At 35.8% G+C, this 17,760-nt stretch carries 16 protein-coding genes; all 16 read left to right on the top strand.

What is annotated here, in order from left to right; all coding sequences use genetic code 11:
- The first annotated feature begins 189 nt into the window (after positions 1 to 189).
- Entirely contained in the window at positions 190 to 1,332 is a 1,143-nt protein-coding gene (locus AC6CIF_RS29095; protein WP_017690500.1) for a glycerol dehydrogenase, read from the top strand.
- Complete coding sequence (gene dhaK, locus AC6CIF_RS29090) at positions 1,332 to 3,101, top strand: dihydroxyacetone kinase subunit DhaK (protein WP_498202485.1); 1,770 nt, start codon at positions 1,332 to 1,334, stop codon at positions 3,099 to 3,101. Before AC6CIF_RS29095 ends, dhaK begins: the two co-directional genes overlap by 1 nt.
- Positions 3,102 to 3,622: 521 nt before the next feature.
- Positions 3,623 to 3,796 (top strand): hypothetical protein, encoded by a 174-nt coding sequence (locus AC6CIF_RS29085; protein WP_340910116.1) that lies wholly within the window; start codon positions 3,623 to 3,625, stop codon positions 3,794 to 3,796.
- A gap of 182 nt (positions 3,797 to 3,978) precedes the next feature.
- Positions 3,979 to 4,233, top strand: coding sequence for a hypothetical protein (locus AC6CIF_RS29080; protein ID WP_442033828.1), 255 nt, complete (start codon positions 3,979 to 3,981; stop codon positions 4,231 to 4,233).
- A 256-nt stretch (positions 4,234 to 4,489) separates the two neighbouring features.
- On the top strand, positions 4,490 to 5,833 hold the full coding sequence (locus tag AC6CIF_RS29075) for a hypothetical protein (RefSeq protein ID WP_442033826.1): 1,344 nt from the start codon (positions 4,490 to 4,492) through the stop codon (positions 5,831 to 5,833).
- Between the two features lie 252 nt (positions 5,834 to 6,085).
- Entirely contained in the window at positions 6,086 to 6,334 is a 249-nt protein-coding gene (locus AC6CIF_RS29070) for a phosphopantetheine-binding protein (RefSeq protein ID WP_442033824.1), read from the top strand.
- A gap of 32 nt (positions 6,335 to 6,366) precedes the next feature.
- Positions 6,367 to 7,422, top strand: a complete 1,056-nt coding sequence (locus AC6CIF_RS29065) for a hypothetical protein (RefSeq protein ID WP_498202484.1) — start codon at positions 6,367 to 6,369, stop codon at positions 7,420 to 7,422.
- Positions 7,423 to 7,478: 56 nt separating this feature from the next.
- Positions 7,479 to 8,441, top strand: a complete 963-nt coding sequence (locus AC6CIF_RS29060) for an aldo/keto reductase (protein WP_340910104.1) — start codon at positions 7,479 to 7,481, stop codon at positions 8,439 to 8,441.
- Positions 8,423 to 9,313 carry a phytanoyl-CoA dioxygenase family protein gene (locus tag AC6CIF_RS29055; protein ID WP_498202483.1) on the top strand — a complete coding sequence of 297 codons (891 nt, stop codon included), beginning with the start codon at positions 8,423 to 8,425 and terminating at the stop codon, positions 9,311 to 9,313. The genes AC6CIF_RS29060 and AC6CIF_RS29055 overlap by 19 nt, the downstream gene beginning before the upstream one ends.
- Before the next feature lie 354 nt (positions 9,314 to 9,667).
- Positions 9,668 to 10,645, top strand: a complete 978-nt coding sequence (locus AC6CIF_RS29050; RefSeq protein ID WP_498202482.1) for a hypothetical protein — start codon at positions 9,668 to 9,670, stop codon at positions 10,643 to 10,645.
- A gap of 696 nt (positions 10,646 to 11,341) precedes the next feature.
- Positions 11,342 to 12,307: an LLM class flavin-dependent oxidoreductase gene (locus tag AC6CIF_RS29045; protein ID WP_340910096.1), complete on the top strand. Its 966-nt coding sequence runs from the start codon at positions 11,342 to 11,344 to the stop codon at positions 12,305 to 12,307.
- Between the two features lie 15 nt (positions 12,308 to 12,322).
- Positions 12,323 to 13,303 (top strand): ABC transporter ATP-binding protein, encoded by a 981-nt coding sequence (locus AC6CIF_RS29040; RefSeq protein ID WP_498202481.1) that lies wholly within the window; start codon positions 12,323 to 12,325, stop codon positions 13,301 to 13,303.
- A gap of 4 nt (positions 13,304 to 13,307) precedes the next feature.
- Positions 13,308 to 14,117 (top strand): ABC transporter permease, encoded by an 810-nt coding sequence (locus tag AC6CIF_RS29035; RefSeq protein ID WP_442033817.1) that lies wholly within the window; start codon positions 13,308 to 13,310, stop codon positions 14,115 to 14,117.
- Position 14,118: 1 nt separating this feature from the next.
- Positions 14,119 to 14,910, top strand: coding sequence for an ABC transporter permease (locus AC6CIF_RS29030; RefSeq protein WP_442033816.1), 792 nt, complete (start codon positions 14,119 to 14,121; stop codon positions 14,908 to 14,910).
- 13 nt (positions 14,911 to 14,923) lie between these two features.
- Positions 14,924 to 16,315, top strand: a complete 1,392-nt coding sequence (locus AC6CIF_RS29025; protein ID WP_498202480.1) for a class I adenylate-forming enzyme family protein — start codon at positions 14,924 to 14,926, stop codon at positions 16,313 to 16,315.
- 14 nt (positions 16,316 to 16,329) lie between these two features.
- Positions 16,330 to 17,721 (top strand): Rid family hydrolase, encoded by a 1,392-nt coding sequence (locus AC6CIF_RS29020; RefSeq protein ID WP_340910087.1) that lies wholly within the window; start codon positions 16,330 to 16,332, stop codon positions 17,719 to 17,721.
- Positions 17,722 to 17,760: the final 39 nt, after the last annotated feature.

Here is a 17,760-nt window from a genome sequence, read left to right as displayed (position 1 = left end):
CCATCTCATGACAATAACATACCATGATTGTGCCAAAAAGCAAAAAATTACGATTGTAAATTATAATAATTTGTTATCAAAGTCCACTGTAAACCTGCTGCTCATGCGTTATATTAAGGTCAATTGTAAGAAATTAAAATTTGATGTAATCACTACACTATTTCATATCCTTAGGAGGCATATAATATTATGAGAAAAGCATTTATCAGCCCAACCAAATATGTACAAGGCGAAGACGAGTTGTTGAACCTAGGGTACTTTGTTAAATCCTTCGGAGAATCTGCTTTGCTGATTGCACATCCCGATGATGTACAGCGTGTCAAAGCAAAGCTGGATGCAACAGCCGAGAAATTTAATATTACGTTTGTTGAAAGCGGTTTTAAAGGGGAATGTTCCCGTGAGGAAGTTGCTCGTCTGCAAGCGATCGCAAAGGAAAAGGGATGTGACTCTACGATCGGTCTTGGTGGCGGTAAAGCCATTGATGCGGCAAAATGTGTAGCAGAAGGCGAAGCACTGATCATCTGTCCAACGATTGCGGCAACAGACGCACCGACAAGTCACTCGGCTGTATTGTACACACCGGACGGTTCTTTCGATGACTATGCTTACTTCAAACAAAGCCCAAGTGTGGTTCTCGTTGATACAACGGTAATTGCTAATGCACCAACCCGTTTCCTCGTATCCGGTATGGGAGATGCGCTCTCTACATACTTCGAAGCAAGAGCAACAGCGAAATCTTATTCCCGTGTAAACGCAAGTCTGCCAATGGGTTCCCGCGAAGGGTATACCCCATCTGCAGTAGGTACCAATGCGGCACTTGCACTGGCAAAACTGTGTTATGAAATGCTGCTGACTGACGGTGCAAAAGCAAAAGTAGCAAGTGACAGTAACGTCGTGACACAAGCGCTGGAAAACATCGTTGAGACCAACATTCTGTTGTCAGGTCTTGGATTCGAAAGTGGAGGTCTGGCCGCAGCACATGCAATCCACAACGGTTTGACTGTTCTGGAAGGCACACATCATTTCTTCCACGGTGAAAAAGTATCATTCGGTACGATTGCACAACTTGTACTGGAAAATGCACCAACCGAAGAGCTGCATGAAGTCATGGACTTCTGTCTTGAAGTGGGACTGCCGATCAGCTTGGCGGATATCGGTGTAGACACGATTAGTCAGGAAGAGTTGTTGAAAGTGGCAGAGATCGCTTGTATTCCGGAAGAATCCATTCACGCGATGCCATTCCCAATCACCGTTCCTGAAGTGGCTGCTGCCATTGCAGCGGCTGATCGCATGGGCCGTGAGTACAAAGCAGCTCGCAGGGAGGTAAAATAATGAAGAAAATTATTAACCAGGCCGAACATGTTGTTATGGAAATGTGCAACGGGATTGCGCTTGCCCACCCGGAGCTTGAATTTCTGAAAAAATATAAAGTCATCAAACGCAGAGAGGTTCAGGCCGATAAAGTCAGCCTGATCAGTGGCGGAGGCAGCGGACATGAACCGGCTCACGCTGGTTATGTGGGTAAAGGCATGCTGGATGCAGCGGTGTGTGGAGATGTATTCGCATCTCCTTCCCAAATCCAGGTGTATCAAGCGATCAAGGCAACAGCCAGCAACAAGGGTACACTCCTGATCATCAAGAACTACAGCGGCGACATGATGAATTTCAAGAATGCAGCACATCTGGCTGAAGAAGATGGCATCAACGTACAGTATGTACGTGTTGAGGATGACATCGCTGTACAAGACAGTTTGTATACCGTTGGGCGTCGCGGCGTTGCCGGAACTGTACTGGTTCACAAGATCGCCGGAGCAGCAGCCGAAGAAGGCCGCAGTCTGGCAGATGTGAAATCCGTTGCCGAGAAAGCAGCTCAGAACGTGCGCAGTATTGGTTTTGGATTCACATCCTGTACCGTACCCGCCAAAGGCACGCCTACATTCGAAATTGCTGAAGATGAGATGGAATTCGGCGTAGGGATTCATGGTGAGCCAGGGATTCGCCGGGAGAAAATCGTATCGGCTGATGAATTGGCAGGACGTATGGTCGAAGCATTGCTCGCAGACATGAAGTTGGATAAGGATGCATCCGCTGAGATTGCGGTGCTCGTGAATGGTTTTGGTGCAACGCCACTACAAGAACTGTACCTGCTCAACAATTCCGTTCAGCGTGAGCTTGCTGGACATGCAGGTCTGAAGGTCGCTACTACGTTTGTTGGCAACTACATGACAAGTATCGATATGGCGGGTGCATCGGTTACGATCCTGAAATTGGATGAGGAACTAAAAACGCTGTTGTTCAAGGAAAGTGATACACCTGCATTTAAAGTATCCGGCCCTCCAGCAGCACAAGTGGCGTATTCCGAAGCGCTGGAAGCTGTTGTGGGTGAAGACGCTCCCGTATCTTACGAAGTGGAGACGGATGCATCAGCTGCGGTCATCGAAGGCAATCAATTTTCACTGGACAATGTCGTCTATCTGATCGATAAAATGGGTGAGATCATCATCAAGAATGAAGTACCATTCTGTGAATTGGATTCCCATGCCGGTGATGGCGATTTCGGTATGAGTGTTGCAAAAGGCTTCCGCCAGTTGAAACGCGAATGGAATCACATCATTAACGAAGATAAAAAAGACATCGGATCATTCCTCGATGCATGTTCCTTGGTCATCATGGAATATTGTGGCGGCGCATCCGGCCCAATCTGGGGTTCGGCATTCCGTGCGGCTGGCAAAGCAGTAGGGGATAAACAGCAATTAAACGTTGCTGAATTCGCCGAGATGATCCATGCAGCGGTGCAAGGGATTCAGTCTACAGGAGAACGTTCCTTCGGACGTGGCGCCGTTGTAGGTGATAAAACCTTGATCGATGCACTCGTTCCGTGTGCCGATTCCTGGACTCAAAGTGCGGAGTCTGGCGATGACTTCAAAACAGCATTTGCCAAAGGTGCAGCAGCAGCCGTTGAAGGTGCGAAGAAAACGGAAGACATCGTGGCACGTATGGGACGTGCAGGTGCCGTCGGCGATCGTAGTCTGGGCTACCCTGACGCTGGCGCATATGCGTTAGGTGTTATTTTCACAGAGCTGTCTGAGTCGATGAAATAAGGAAGCTTATCGTTCTAGATGAATTACTGATGTTTATTTTATATTATAATGTCGGTAACTTTTTAGTATTTTGTCGGTAGTTTTATTTTATGTTGTCAGCAAACACGCAAACTCCAATTATTCAATGAGTAATAAATAATTACGTAATGTTCTTTCAACAGAATGCAGTATCCACAGTGATACTGCATTTTCTGTTGTATAATGTGCTTTATGTATTTTGTTAACATGGTACCAGCTATAAAACAAATAACATATTGCAACAGTGATACTTGTTTGTTACAAAAGTGATCTGCGTTAAAGGATGCCCTGATGGGTACAGGCTCTATTAGTGGTGTATCAGATTGTGGCGTGCTGGAATTAAGTAAATGAAGAGGGATTTGCTGCGCTGGAACAGAGTGTCACCCAATCTTAATCTTTATTGTATTAAATTTAGATGGGACCTTCTATTATTATACAAATTTCAAACTACTATTATACTTAAAAGAGAATACATAATGTGAATAAAATGGAAACATATGCTTTTGGATAAAGGAACAATACTTGTGCTGCTGCGATCCATGCTGGGCGCAATGGATGTGAAGCTCACGGCAGCAACAGATGATACGATTACGGCCATGGTTAACGGAAAGACGATTACTTTGAAAAGCAACTTTCGCGCCGATCCGTATTGTTGGAGATGCTGTAGGTTGTTATGAAATTGATTGGGATGCTGCGACGCGCATGGTATTGCTGGTTTCCAAAGGTGGGGAAACGGAAACCGTTCAAACGGGCGGACGCGGCGCAACAGAAAATGTTCTAGATATGGGACATACCAGGAATGGTACTACACTGAAAAGATCACACCTCCAACGAGACGTATACGCGAGTGGGAGACATTTTGAAGAAAAATAGATTGGAAGCGAATAACCTAAATACTTTTGAGAGTATGTTGGCCAGCCTGAAATTTATGAAAGTAGATATGATGTTTCTGCTGCAAGCCGGACGGAAGTCGTTATCGGCCACTGGAACAGCCGCTTCGCTCTTAAAGGTGAAGATTGCTCTCCCTGTTCGGAAGACGAATCGTAAGTGGGAGAACGTTGCAAATTATTCCTTGAAGAATATCCGATTCTCATCTATTTTGCTACATGCCTGATCAGATTTGATTTGTGCTGCTCACTAATGCCCCTTCAAAAACGAGAGAAAAATCAATCAAGCTAACTTAATACCATATTTGAAAGACAACAAAATAATATGATTATTTATCATAATGTCATTATTACTAATTAAGTAATAGAAACTTTATTTAGGAAATCAAATGATAAGTTTAAGTTTGTATTTGAAAAAAGTATTTATTTGGGATATATTATACTTTGTATTTATTTGCATCATTCTTTGGAAGGAGTATTTAAGTGTCAAACGATATTTTTCTTTCGCCTGAAAATCTACGAGAAATGAGAGTCGCAGTTGGTATAACCGTCCCTACTGTGCCTGAGGCTCATATTGTTAATCCACTAGTTTTTATGACAAAGAATGGTGGAGAGTTGGCAATTATGGATAAAAAACTTGCTCATAGTTTACTGGAAGTCATGGTTATTGAAAACAGTAAGAAAGAGAAGAGGACAATAAATCAACTTTCAGGAGAGGAAAATCTTCTATATTTTGATTTATTATCATCATTCATTGACTTTATTCATGAAGAAGAGGTCATTGAAAAATATGATCTAAACGATACAACAGCAAGAATTGTATTTAATCATGACCCCTGGACACTAGATCGCGATGGATTGCAACCTGTTAAACGATTTCATACCCATTTTTACATTGTAAATAACCAAGTTGAAGATCAGATACAAAAGAATTCTACCGTTTATGGAGAGTTAAAAGATAAATATGAAAGAAGGAGAATTGTAGATCCTTTTAGTTTTCTAGGAGCGAGTATTTTATTTGATATACATAGTAACTTACTGAAGACAACTGATCTTTGTATTCAAGTTACGGAACCTGATCCTGAACAAACCATTGAAAAAGGACTGCCATTGGGGTTAAATGTAAAACTTTCTACTATAGGTGCTACAACAGACAAAGCAAGTTTGAGGAAGTACATAGTTAACTTGAATGCACTTATTGACCATTCGTATAACGAACTCTATCTGGCAATAACAGGTGAAACTTCGCCAGCGAAACTATTAAAGCGTCATGGTGTATTGAACAAAAAGACCGTTTTAGAAAACTTATCTAGAATAAGTTGGTTATCGGCAAAGAGTTTTCAGGGTCTCGAAGAAGCGATTATGAAACTAAGACCAGCTTCAGATAAGTTGTTTATGAGGAAGCACCACCTCGATATGCTCATTTCTCATAACATATTAAATGGATTAGCGTATACTTTCTCTATTAGTAAATTAATATCTTCTGATCGCTCAAAAAGTGACATTCTTGATATAAATATATCCATTAGATTATTTGGAGATACAGGTGGAGCAGGTATGTTTGGTTACTCTGGTAAGAGCGCCATTGTATTAAAACGCGGAGATGGGGTTTATAGCAGGATAGAATTGGCTAAGAGGCATAACTTTCAAAAAGATTTTCAAACGTATTTAATAAAGCAGCTGAATTCTAATTATGCTTATAAGAGTATGAAGTCTGCACAAGCAAACAGACTATTGAATCCCTATTATAATAATAAAGTAAAGGCAAGTTCCGAAATATCCCAAGAATTAATTCTAAAAATCATTAACCATCATAGAAATAAATGATTTTTATGCGATGAATTGTAACATGAAGTACCCCACCTAATTGCAAGGGTATACAAATATTAATTAAATGAATTGAAAGCAGTTGTAGGATTTTTCAGGTTACTCAAAATAACATATTTCTTATGAAATTTTTATCAAAGATTCCTGATCTATTTTTGAAAACGTAATCAATGAACTATAGAATTGAACAGGTTTCCGAAATTTTTGTTGAGAAAGATAAATTAAATAATTTCTTGAAGAGGAGCGATTTTGATGGGTAATAATGAAACTGTTTTAGGTAAATTGGAAGTAGTATTAGGGAATCTATTAAATACTCAAGAAAAAATTATGGCGGAAGAGAGTCTATCAAAATGGGGACTCGATTCCTTAAAGACGATAGAACTCATCGTTATCTTAGAGAATGAATTTGATATTGTTTTTGATAATAATGATCTGTTGCTTGATAATTTTGGAACCATCAATACTATAGTTTCATTATTAACAAGAGTAAGATCAAGTTGATAATTTGCGGATGTAATTTGGAGGTAGAAGCTATGAATGATGTAAAATTGCCAATGATAAGACCTTCTGTACATGGCTACCTATGTAACGCCTATCCACTCTCAATTGTAATGCAGCACAGTCAATCTGAAGCTTGGTTTTACAGCAATTATATTCAATTGATTTGTGCTGGGAACTTTCCAGAAGGTAAATTCTTTTCGTTTTATACATCTAACTTGCCTTGGTACGATTTCTTTATGAGTTGTCCTCTCATTAATTATCAGAAAATTAATCAACGCTTTGTGGAAAAATATATAGGTGGGATTATAGGCTTTATTTGTGATTCTATTGATCAAAATCAATATGTTCATTTGTATGTAGATGAAAGTTATATAGCACACAAAAAGGCGTATAAAAATAATGCTTTGCCTCATGAGATGCTGATTTTTGGGTATAACAAAGAGACAATGAAATTTCATGTGTCAGGATATAATTCAAATGTCATATTTGGAGAATACGAGGTAGACTTTGAAGAATTTCTATTAGCTTTCAACAATTGTGATAAAACTAAAAATAGAGAATATTTATGTTTATTGTCTTATAACGAGGAGCATAACTACCACTTTGATCTAAACTTAGTTATTAGATCTTTAAAAGAACTTAGATTTAGTCTTAATTCATCCTATCATTATCGTTCGATGAGCACTCCTTCCAATTGGATATTTGGATTATCAATTTATGATCATATTATTAAATATCTAAATAATCAAATTAGTGTATTAAAGGAAAAGATCGATTTCCGAATCTTTCATACAATGTGGGAGCATAAGAGTGTGATGCTATCTAGATTAGATTATCTGAAAAAACATCATTATTTAGAAGATGATGACGAGCTTATAAAAATTTATTCTGAAATTAAATCGGATTCATTAATTTTAAGAAACATGGCTATGATGTACAACATAAATGAAAACCCCACTATTATAACTTTTATAATAGAAAAAATGACAATGATTAAAAGTGTAGAAGAGGATGCATTAAGTCACTTGATTTCACAGTTGGAAAGCGTGGAGATTAACGAGAAACTTCTGAGTCATTATTATCTATAATGTAAACGGGAGTATTGCCGAACAACAGGACAAGATATAAAGAAATGAGGTGCGGTATGAGTTATAGACAACTAGGTAAAACCGATCTTAAAGTAAAAAGAGTTGGATTTGGCGGTGCCGAAATTGGTTTTGAGAATAAAAGTGTAGATGAAGTGAGAGACTTACTTAATAGTGCTCTGGATGATGGTTTGAACGTTATCGATACAGCAGAATGTTATTTATCAAGCGAGGCTTTAATAGGGGAGGCGATCTCACACAGGAGGGAAGAATACTATCTATTTACGAAGTGTGGGCATAAGAGCGGTTTGGATTATCCTGATTGGAGTTCAGAATTAATTAACCAAAGTGTATACAGAAGTCTTAACAATTTAAGAACGGATTATATTGATATATTGCATCTACATGGCTGTCCTAGAGATGTAATGGAGCAGACGAATATTATAGATTCATTGATAAAGATCAAAGAGTCTGGTGCGTGCAGATACATTGGTTACAGTGGTGATGGGGAAGATGCACTTTATGCAATACAGAGCGGAGTATTTGATACATTGCAAACTACGATTAATATTGCCGATCAGGAATCTGTTTCTTTCTTATTGCCTGCAGTTGAAGAACGGAATATTGGATTAATTGCCAAGAGACCAATAGCCAATGTTGCATGGATTAAAGGTGAAAATGAACATAAAAAATATCTGCAGATGTTAGATATGTCATCTAAGTTAGGTAAGAAACTAAATATTCCTCCGAAGGCAGTAGTCACATATTACGATAGATTAAACAAACTAAACTATGACTTTAGTCATCTTATGAAGCATGAAGTGGAATTATCCAATATAGCGCTTCGTTTCACGCTATCAATTCCGGCTGTTGATATTGCTATTATCGGAACCACTAATCCATCAAGATGGAAGGAAAATGAGGCATATCTACTAGAGGGGGCATTACCAGAAGAGATTTATCATTATATTAGAAACAGGTGGGAGGAGGTTGCAGATCCAACATGGAGAGCAATCAATTAATTAGCGCAAATGAAATTCAAGGATGGAGAAACAGTTTTGTTCAAGAGGGATTTGTACTTGTTAAAAATATTCTTGATGAAAAGACTATTTCTCAACTAAAGAATTCATTTATTAGACTCATGAGCAAAGTGGACGATGATCCTATAAGTTATAAAACGAGATACACTCTGAATTCACAGACTGACAAGGATACTTGGGGAGTAAACAACATTTTTGATTTTAACTTATATGAGGAGTCATTCGGTGAAATCTATAACGTCAATACAGTCATGCAAATCCTCACGTCAATATTGGGTGATGAATTAAGGTTTTGGGGAGCTCATGCGTTATGGGCGCCAAAGAAGAGCGATTATGAACTTAGGTGGCATCGAGATTATGGGGACAACTCGTATTATAACCCGACTGGGGAGTCGAACCATGTACAGTTTAACATTCCTCTAGTGAAAGATAGTTGTTTTATTGCAATTGCAGGCTCTCACAAAAGACAATTAACTGTCGAAGAGCAACAAGAAGTAGACAACGATGGAACGAAGTATTTTGATAATCAGGTAAGGCTTACATGTGAGCCAGGAGATATTTTGTTTATGAACGCTCATACTCTGCACAGGGGAAGTTGTAGCGCTGGAACAGAACGTATGACTCTCCATTACAGTATTCAAGCGAAAGATCAGAACTATGGAGGACATACTTCGTTTGGAGAGATGAGATTAGATGGATACTTAGATCGTATGAATCCAAATGTGAGAGTCCTTATGGAGAATCTGATTGAATGGGATAATAATCATAAACTAAGTGTCAAGGATGCAATTAATCAAATGAGAATAAAAAAGGAAATTGAGTTGTATAACTCTCGGAAAAAGAGCGGTCAATAAAGCGAAGGAATTAGTGTTTAAGATATAAAAGTTGAAAGAATAACTAAACCGAACAGGTAATAAAGGCCGGCTGTTCGGTTTTTTTTCTTTCAACTTACCCGGAAAACCAGGAAACAATGTAAGCGTCAACTCCGCACATCTAGAAAAGCGATGCGATTCAAGAGATCGTATGCGTAGCGAAATTTGTGCGCGAAGTAAATAGATGCGAGCTGTTTTTTTGAGTATTAATTTGCTTAATTCACAAAGGAACTTCCACACTTGATTTTACAAATATTTAAAATAAAAAAAGCATATATTGACATTTAATGCGCTTACATAATATAGTATTAGAGTTACTCAAAAGGAGGTCGTTACATGAAGAGAAAAATATTACCAATGGGTGACCCATTAATAAATACATATAACATATATGGAAGTATATTCTCAATTATTGCGGATGAGCAAAACATGCTGGATTGGGTTTATAACAATTTTATACAGATTCAGTATGTGCATGATTGGAATACGCTGTTCTTTGATAAGCATCACCAACTTTTGGATAATTGTCCATGGTTGGCTAAATACCGAATCCCTATAAATTTGGTTAATGAAAAATGGGACGAGAAAAAAGACTTCTTTATACAAACAATAGAAGAAGAATATTATATATATTGCTATGTCGACAGATTTTATTTACCTAGTTCAACTTCTTTCCATAAAGAACACAACTATCATGAGGTTTTAGTGTTTGGCTTTGATCTTGAAAAAAATGTATTTTATCTTGCAGACAACCTTGCGAATGGAAAGTATATAACTGTAGAGATAGATGTTACAGATTTTGTTGCTGCATTTGAAAACGTCTATTCTGATAATGACTTTTTTACGGGGATTCATATTATGAAAAAGCGAGCTGAGGACACTTCAATAGATGTTAAGCAGATTTTCAATTCCTTCCAAGATTTTATCGATTCTAGAAAAACCAACAATTTAGAATACAACGTGGATGTGGTTTACGGACAGGAGGCTTTGAATCAGGTTCGTCTTAACGTGATTGATCGAAAAGAGTCTAAAGTAAAACTTGATGTTAGAGCATTCCATCTACTTTGGGAACATAAAAAACTTATGTCTTTGCGATTAGAATTCTTATACCAGAAAAATCTTATCAGGGAACATTCATATGTAGAGGAATATAAAAAAATTGAAAAAGAAATGTTACTAATAAGAAATAATGCATTGAAATATAATTTGGTAAAGGATACAAAAATACTAGACTGGATTGATTCCAAGTTATTTAGCAGTACCGAAACTGAAAAAGAGATTCTTGAAGCTATAGTTGGAAGGGCCGAACGATAAAGAACCTAGTCTTTTTGTCATTAAAAGATAGAATGAAGATTTCTACAAAAACTAATATGCCAAGTTTCACTGCTGTTCATCTAACAACACCATTAGCATTTTTTAAAACAAGCGTTAATCGTACAGTTTATGAACGGACTAAAAGGTTGTCGGAATCTGATTTTAATAACTATTTTTTGAGAACATTGAATGATATGGAGTTGAAGTTTCGAGAGATTCATCATGTATTTACTGGAAATAAGGAGGATTTTCCTTTAAATCAGAGGCCAGCTCCATTTACAGAGTTGCAGAAGTAATAAGACCAACAAGTAAATCGTATTCAGAAGTCAAATAAACATCAAAAATTATTACTTCATCATACGAAGTTAAATGGTCTTGCTTACTTTTTCGCTTAATACAGACATAAGTATTAATAATTTTAATTCCATGAGACTAAACTTCTCGTTCAGACAGTTTGGAGGAGTGGGGGCTGGATTTCAAAGATCATAGTTTCAATCTAGCCTACAAAAATGGTTATTAGTTGATCTAAATAATTTCTATTAAACCACTCTGAAAAATGCTGCATCAGTAAATAAGCTACTTAACCCTTACTGTGAAAAAATTTGAATTAGATAAAAAACATCAAGAAAGCTTGTGGCGCTTCTTGCTCAAATAAAAGTGAAAACAAGAATTTTTAAACTATGGAGGGTAATTTAAGTGGAAATTTATGCCCAAACTCCGCATAGCCAAAGCACAGATAATTTTGAAGATTATATCTCTAGACTAACTACATTGGCAGAAAAGTATGGTTACAGAGGCGTTCTGGTTACTTACTCTACGACAAGCCTAAACCCTTGGATAATAATAAATTTCATAATAAATTCCTCGAAAGACATTGAGTTACTTATTGCTGTTCAGCCTGAAACACTTCCAGCCAGTACATTAGCTAATTTAATCCAAAGTGTAGAGGTTCTCTATAAGAGAAAAGTTGCAATAAATGTAATTCATGGAACTGCCAAAAGATTAGAAGAGAATATTGAAGTTGTTAAACAAACGAATAGATATGCCTGGCTCAAAGATTATATTAATAGTATAAAAGAAAATTTGTATAATAACCAACCGTCCTATGACTTTTCTAATTTTCAAAATCATTCATTTAAAACTGAACGAATTACAGCTGAATTTTTTATTTCAGGAACCTCACTGGATGGATTTAAGACGACTACAGAAGCTGCTGCTGATGCATATCTAACGATTCCAAAGCCTATTGATCTCTTTAAAAATGAATATAAAAATTTAGTTATAAGTTCTATGGGGGTATGCTTTGGTATTATTGCTCGTTCTACCAGTCAAGAAGCTTGGGAAATTGCTCGCTCACTCTATCCAACTAACAGGAAGAACGAAGTAGAACTTTTAATGAAAAAGAATTCTAAAATGAATTCGGTAAGTTTTTTAGCAGATTTAGCATTAGAACATGAAGTTTATGACAAAGTATACTGGCTTGGTGTGTTTAAGAGTGGAAAGAATATTTATCCTTATTTGGTAGGAGACTATGATGAAGTAGCATGTTACTTGAATGAGTATAAAAAATTAGGCGTGAATAAAATAATTCTAAATACCCCATTCACTGAAGAGGAATTTATTCATCGAAATGAGGTCTTTGAAAAATTAAAAAAACTGTAAAGGAGAGCATATTGGATGGACATAATACAAGTAGAAAATGTAAGTAAGTCATATTTAAGAAAAGATCAACGGGAGGGGACTTTAGGAGGGTTAAAAGACCTTTTTAAACCGGTTTGGGTACAAAAAGATGCTGTTAAAAATATAAATTTTTCGATTAAATTGGGAGATTCAGTTGGATATATTGGATCAAATGGATCTGGAAAATCAACTACAATTAAAATGCTCACAGGTATTTTAACTCCTACTGAAGGCAGAGTACTCGTCAACGGACTTGAACCCTATAAAGATAGGATGAAAAATGCAAAAAATATAGGTGTTGTATTTGGTCAGCGTACTCAACTATGGTGGGATTTAGCCATCCGTGAGTCATTTGAACTCTTTAAACATATATATAGGGTTCCTGATAATGTATTTAAACTGAATAAAGAAAAAATGATTGAATTATTGAGACTGGATGAATTTTATTCAACTCCAGTAAGACAATTAAGCTTGGGACAGAGAATGAGAGCTGAGGTAGCCGCTGCCTTTCTACATAGTCCTTCAATAGTTTTTTTAGACGAGCCAACTATTGGGCTTGACGTAGTGGCCAAAGAACAGATAAGGAAATTTCTGAGAGAAATAAATAAAGAACATAAAACAACTATTATACTAACTACGCATGACATGGATGATATTGAGCAGGTGTGTGAAAGATTGCTTTTAATCAATTCAGGAGAACTAATTTATGACGGTTTTGTCAGGGGATTTATGGATGATTTTGGGAATGAGCGAGTTATTACTGTTCATTTTGAAGAGCCTATACAAAATATTTATACTCCATTTGGTACAGTTCATTCTCAAGCTGGAAACATAGTGAAAATTTTATTTGAAAAATCAGCAGTATCAGCACCAAAAATTCTGCAGGATTTATCCGCAAGGTACCCTGTAATTGATTTTCAATTAGAAGAACCTAAGATTGAACATTTAGTAAGACAAGTTTATGAAATTAGGAGTTGAAGAGATGAGGGAGATTTCAAAATCAGTAAAAAGTAATTTGATAATCGCCCGGCAAACTTTTTTGAATTCTATGGTCTTTAGAACAAACTATATTATTGATATTGTTGTAGACTTAATTTTTGTTTTATTGAGCATAATGCTTTGGACAACAATTTTCAAAGATAATCCTTCTCAGAATATCACTAGTCTAGCAACTTTAATTACTTATGTAGGGCTGACCAAAATTGTAGCACAGATCGATATGAAATTCGTTTGGGATATCCAGAGCAGAATTTTGAGCGGCGAAATAGCTATAGAATTGGTTAGACCCATTAAATTAAGGACGTACCTGTTTGCACAGGAACTGGGAAGGTATTTTAACAATCTGTTAATTAAAACGATTCCACTTTATGTGTTGATCTATTTCTTGTTTGGGATAGATCTGCCAAAAAGTTTTAGTGCGGTTTTATTATTTATTCTTAGTATCTTTCTTTCATATATTCTACTATTCAATCTCAACTATATAACTGCATTGGCTGCATTCTGGATCACTAAATTATTTAGTTTAAGTGTCTTTAAAGACCAGACCATTCGTTTGCTTTCAGGGGCGATTGTTCCATTATGGTTTTTCCCGGATTGGCTTTTTTCAATAACTAAGTATCTTCCGTTTGCGGGGATTGTTTTTTTACCATTGAATATTTATCTGGGGAAAGTTTCTACTACCGAAACCATTGAGGCATTTATGTTGCAAATCATTTGGATTCTGATTACTACATTTATCGGAAGTATGATGTGGAAAAAGATAGTTAGCAATTTAGCTATAAATGGAGGATGAGATGAGCGGGTTAAGATTATACATTAGATCAATGATCTTACAGGTAAGGTCTAGCCAACAGTACAGATTTAATTATTTTCTAACCATATTTACTGTTGTATTCCATTATGCAGTTCAACTTTTTGCCATTTGGCTTACTTTAAGTCACTATGATAACATCCGCGGATGGAATATATATGAGATAAGTTTCATTTATATGTTCTTTGTATTGTCTTATGGGATAATGATTACCTTTTTTGCAGGGTTCAGAGATTTTTCAGTTTTCGTCCGTAACGGAGATTTTGACATTCTCTTGGTTCGTCCACACAGTACATTATTTCAAGTATTATGTGGCAGATTAGAACTTACATCAATTGCTCAGATAGCAAGTGGAATCGTATTATTTGTTTGGTGCAATTATCATTTGCATATTGAGTGGAGTTTAAAGAATATCTTTTTATTGATTCAAGGTATAGTTGGTGCTTCTATTATACAAGCATCTTTATTGCTTTTTTGGTCTTCTTTAAGTTTTTGGATTGTTGATACTAGTGCTTTAGTGCGTTTTGGTTGGACACTAAATTCTAATTATCTTACTTATCCTATAGAGGTATTTAACAAAACGGCGAAATGGATATTCACTGTATTCCCTATAGCATTTATAAGTTATTACCCAGCAAATGCAATTCTAAATAAAGATGAGAACGGATTCGGATTTATTGGTCAATTTACAATATTACCATCAATTTTATTTTTTGCCCTAGTATTCTTGTTTTGGTTGTATTCTATACGTCATTACAATAGTACAGGGAATTGAAAAGGAGAGAATCATGATTAGTAATCAATCTAAACAATTATTTACATTGTTATATGAAAAAAATATCAATAATTTGAATGCTTTCTACTCTGGTTTAGAATTCCAAATCTCTTATTCGGACTTTTTTGAGTCAGTAAATGAAACAATGAGCACATTAAAAGAAAAGAGAATACAAGAGGGGGATGTAGTGGCGCTTCAAATCCCTAGCTCCCTTTCGTTTATCAAACTTATATTCGCAATATGGGGAGTTGGGGCTAGCGTTCTCATTGTAGACGCCAGGATAAAAGATAAAGAGAGGGCGAATTTATTTGATGAAATTCGACCAAATTCACACATATATGCAGTAGGGACTAACTTCTTGACTTTCGAACATGAATTTAACGTCATGTTTGATACTATTAGTGATACGAATCATAATGAATGGCCTCCCTTGATATTATCTACATCAGGATCTACTGGTAAACCTAAAATTATTGGGAGGTCTTTTGATTCCATAAAAGAAGAATTGATACGTTATACTGCTCCTTCCATTAGTGTGAGAAAAGATGATGTAGTTATGATACTTTCGCCTATTACTTTTTCTTTTGGATTAATGAGTGGGTTATTACCTTCCATATTTACTGGTGCAAAGATAGTGTTAACTTCTTACAAAACCAGAGAAATTGTTGAAAATATCAAAATTCATAAAGTATCTATTGTATATGGGGTGCCTTATCATTTTTCACTAATTGAATCGACCATAAACTATAGTGATGTGATTTTTGTGAAGAAAATAAGAATGGCTATATCAGCTGGAGAAACTCTATCAAACATTACAAAAGAAAAGTTTCATGAGAAGTTTGGTGTTAACATAGGTCAACTCTATGGTATGTCTGAAGCTGGAGTAATTGCAGTAGATTTTTTAGGTGAAGACATTTCTAGTGTTGGTAAACCACTGCTCCCAATAAAAATAGTAGATAATGCAATAATGGTCAAATTGAAGGAAAATCCTTATTTAACAAGTGTAGAAACCGGGGTTTTTACTGACTGTTGGCTAAAAACCGGTGATGTGGGAGAAATAAATGAGCACTCAGGTCTACTTTTCCTTAAAGGAAGATCAGATTCATTGATAATTAAGGGAGGGATAAAATACTATTTGATTGATATCGAAAATCAAATTAAAACTATTAATGGAGTGGAAGAAGTTTTAGTTATGATAAATCCTGACCAGAAGATCACAGCATATATTGCCAAAACCCAAGATGGAAATAACTTAAATATACTAAGTGGCTGTAAATTAGAAATTGCAGATTATAAGTTACCGAACAAACTAGTCTTCATTTCTAATTTTCCGAGAACACTAAGCGGGAAAATAGATAAGAAAAGCTTGTTTAATATCTCTGATGCAGAAGTCATTAATCTTTAGGAGGATGTTTTATCATGCTTAACAATATCAAAATTAACCTATTTGAATATCCGAATTTCACACAATTTTATATTACATTAGATTTAAATCATGCACTTAATGAATCAATGGTTCATGAAGAATACTCAAATTTGAATAAGTATTTAACGGAGAATGGTATCCAGGTAGTTTACGAAAAATGTTTTGGACAGTTATCTTTCAAGGACAAAGTGCTTGATATTAAAAGAAGCGTAGAAAGAGAAAAATTTCCCCAGTGGCCTTTGTCCTACATAGAAGGAAATCCTGCCCTTAACTCTTTTATGTCCAGTATAACTATCATGGGGATACGTAGTCTCAATAAAGAAGTTAAAATTGAGTATATTGAGTTTGAAGACCGTATAATTGGGACAAAAATGATAGATTTAAACGAAGAATATTTATATCTAATGGGGTTAGCATCTGATGCAAGGTATGGAACGAATGAATTTAATGTAATGTTTGAGCAGTTAAAAGGTATATTAAATATTTCTCAATTTTCAGAAGGTGACATAGTAAGGACTTGGATCTACTTAAATGATATTAAAGATAATTATGTTAATTTTAATGAAGCACGCAGGATTTTCTTTGAACAAAGTAACATAGATTACAGTTCATCTTCTAATGTACTACCGGCAAGTACATGTATACATGGTATAACAGATAATAGGTCAACTGCTATGATTGATGTAATGTGCATTAAGAAAATGAGCACATATGCTAAAATTGATAGAATATACACACCACTTTTAAATGAGGCAGAAGGTGATAGCTACTTGTTCAAACCCACTTTCTCCCGAGCCTTAAGTATTGACTCAGATAATCATATTGAAATCCAACTTTCAGGTACGGCAAGCGTAGATCAAAACGGAGAGACTGTATTTAAAGATGACCCATATAAACAGATCCAAAAAACTTTAACAAATATTGAAAGTTTATTAAGTGTTCATGATCTTACATTTAAAGATTTTGTTCAATCGACGTGTTTCTTTAAATCGGAAGAATACTACATAATCTTCCAACAAGTAATGCAGGAAATGAACATACCTCATTTTAGCAGCACCTTCGTGATAGGAGACATATGCAGACAGGATTTATTGTGTGAAATCGATGGAGTGATCAAAAAGAATAAAAAACAAGAAAGAATTGATGAAATTCAAAATGGATATAGTAATGAAGTAACGGATATAATTAGAAAACTTCTTCAAACCCATGAAGAAATTTCACTAGAGGAGAATTTAAGATCAAAAGGGATGGATTCGTTAAAGACAATTGAATTAATAGTTAACTTAGAAAGCACCTTTGACATTAATTTTAATAATGATGAACTTTTACTAGAGAATTTTGAGTCGATACGTTTGATTTGTGATTTGATAAACATTAAAAAATAAAAATTGTTCAGATCCAACAGCATTTTTTTCTTTATATAG

This window comes from Paenibacillus sp. GQ49 (genome assembly GCF_059759055.1).
The sequence above is the reverse complement of the archived record's forward strand: the minus strand, read 5'-3'. Positions and strand labels throughout refer to the sequence as shown.

Excerpts from the sequence above, each read along its gene's own strand:
- AC6CIF_RS29050 (WP_498202482.1), top strand. The coding sequence starts at position 9,668 with ATGAAGAGAAAAATATTACCAATGGGTGACCCATTAATAAATACATAT.
- AC6CIF_RS29025 (WP_498202480.1), top strand. The coding sequence starts at position 14,924 with ATGATTAGTAATCAATCTAAACAATTATTTACATTGTTATATGAAAAA.
- AC6CIF_RS29020 (WP_340910087.1), top strand. The coding sequence starts at position 16,330 with ATGCTTAACAATATCAAAATTAACCTATTTGAATATCCGAATTTCACA.
- AC6CIF_RS29035 (WP_442033817.1), top strand. The coding sequence starts at position 13,308 with ATGAGGGAGATTTCAAAATCAGTAAAAAGTAATTTGATAATCGCCCGG.
- AC6CIF_RS29060 (WP_340910104.1), top strand. The coding sequence starts at position 7,479 with ATGAGTTATAGACAACTAGGTAAAACCGATCTTAAAGTAAAAAGAGTT.
- dhaK (WP_498202485.1), top strand. The coding sequence starts at position 1,332 with ATGAAGAAAATTATTAACCAGGCCGAACATGTTGTTATGGAAATGTGC.
- AC6CIF_RS29065 (WP_498202484.1), top strand. The coding sequence starts at position 6,367 with ATGAATGATGTAAAATTGCCAATGATAAGACCTTCTGTACATGGCTAC.
- AC6CIF_RS29040 (WP_498202481.1), top strand. The coding sequence starts at position 12,323 with ATGGACATAATACAAGTAGAAAATGTAAGTAAGTCATATTTAAGAAAA.
- AC6CIF_RS29070 (WP_442033824.1), top strand. The coding sequence starts at position 6,086 with ATGGGTAATAATGAAACTGTTTTAGGTAAATTGGAAGTAGTATTAGGG.
- AC6CIF_RS29030 (WP_442033816.1), top strand. The coding sequence starts at position 14,119 with ATGAGCGGGTTAAGATTATACATTAGATCAATGATCTTACAGGTAAGG.
- AC6CIF_RS29095 (WP_017690500.1), top strand. The coding sequence starts at position 190 with ATGAGAAAAGCATTTATCAGCCCAACCAAATATGTACAAGGCGAAGAC.
- AC6CIF_RS29055 (WP_498202483.1), top strand. The coding sequence starts at position 8,423 with ATGGAGAGCAATCAATTAATTAGCGCAAATGAAATTCAAGGATGGAGA.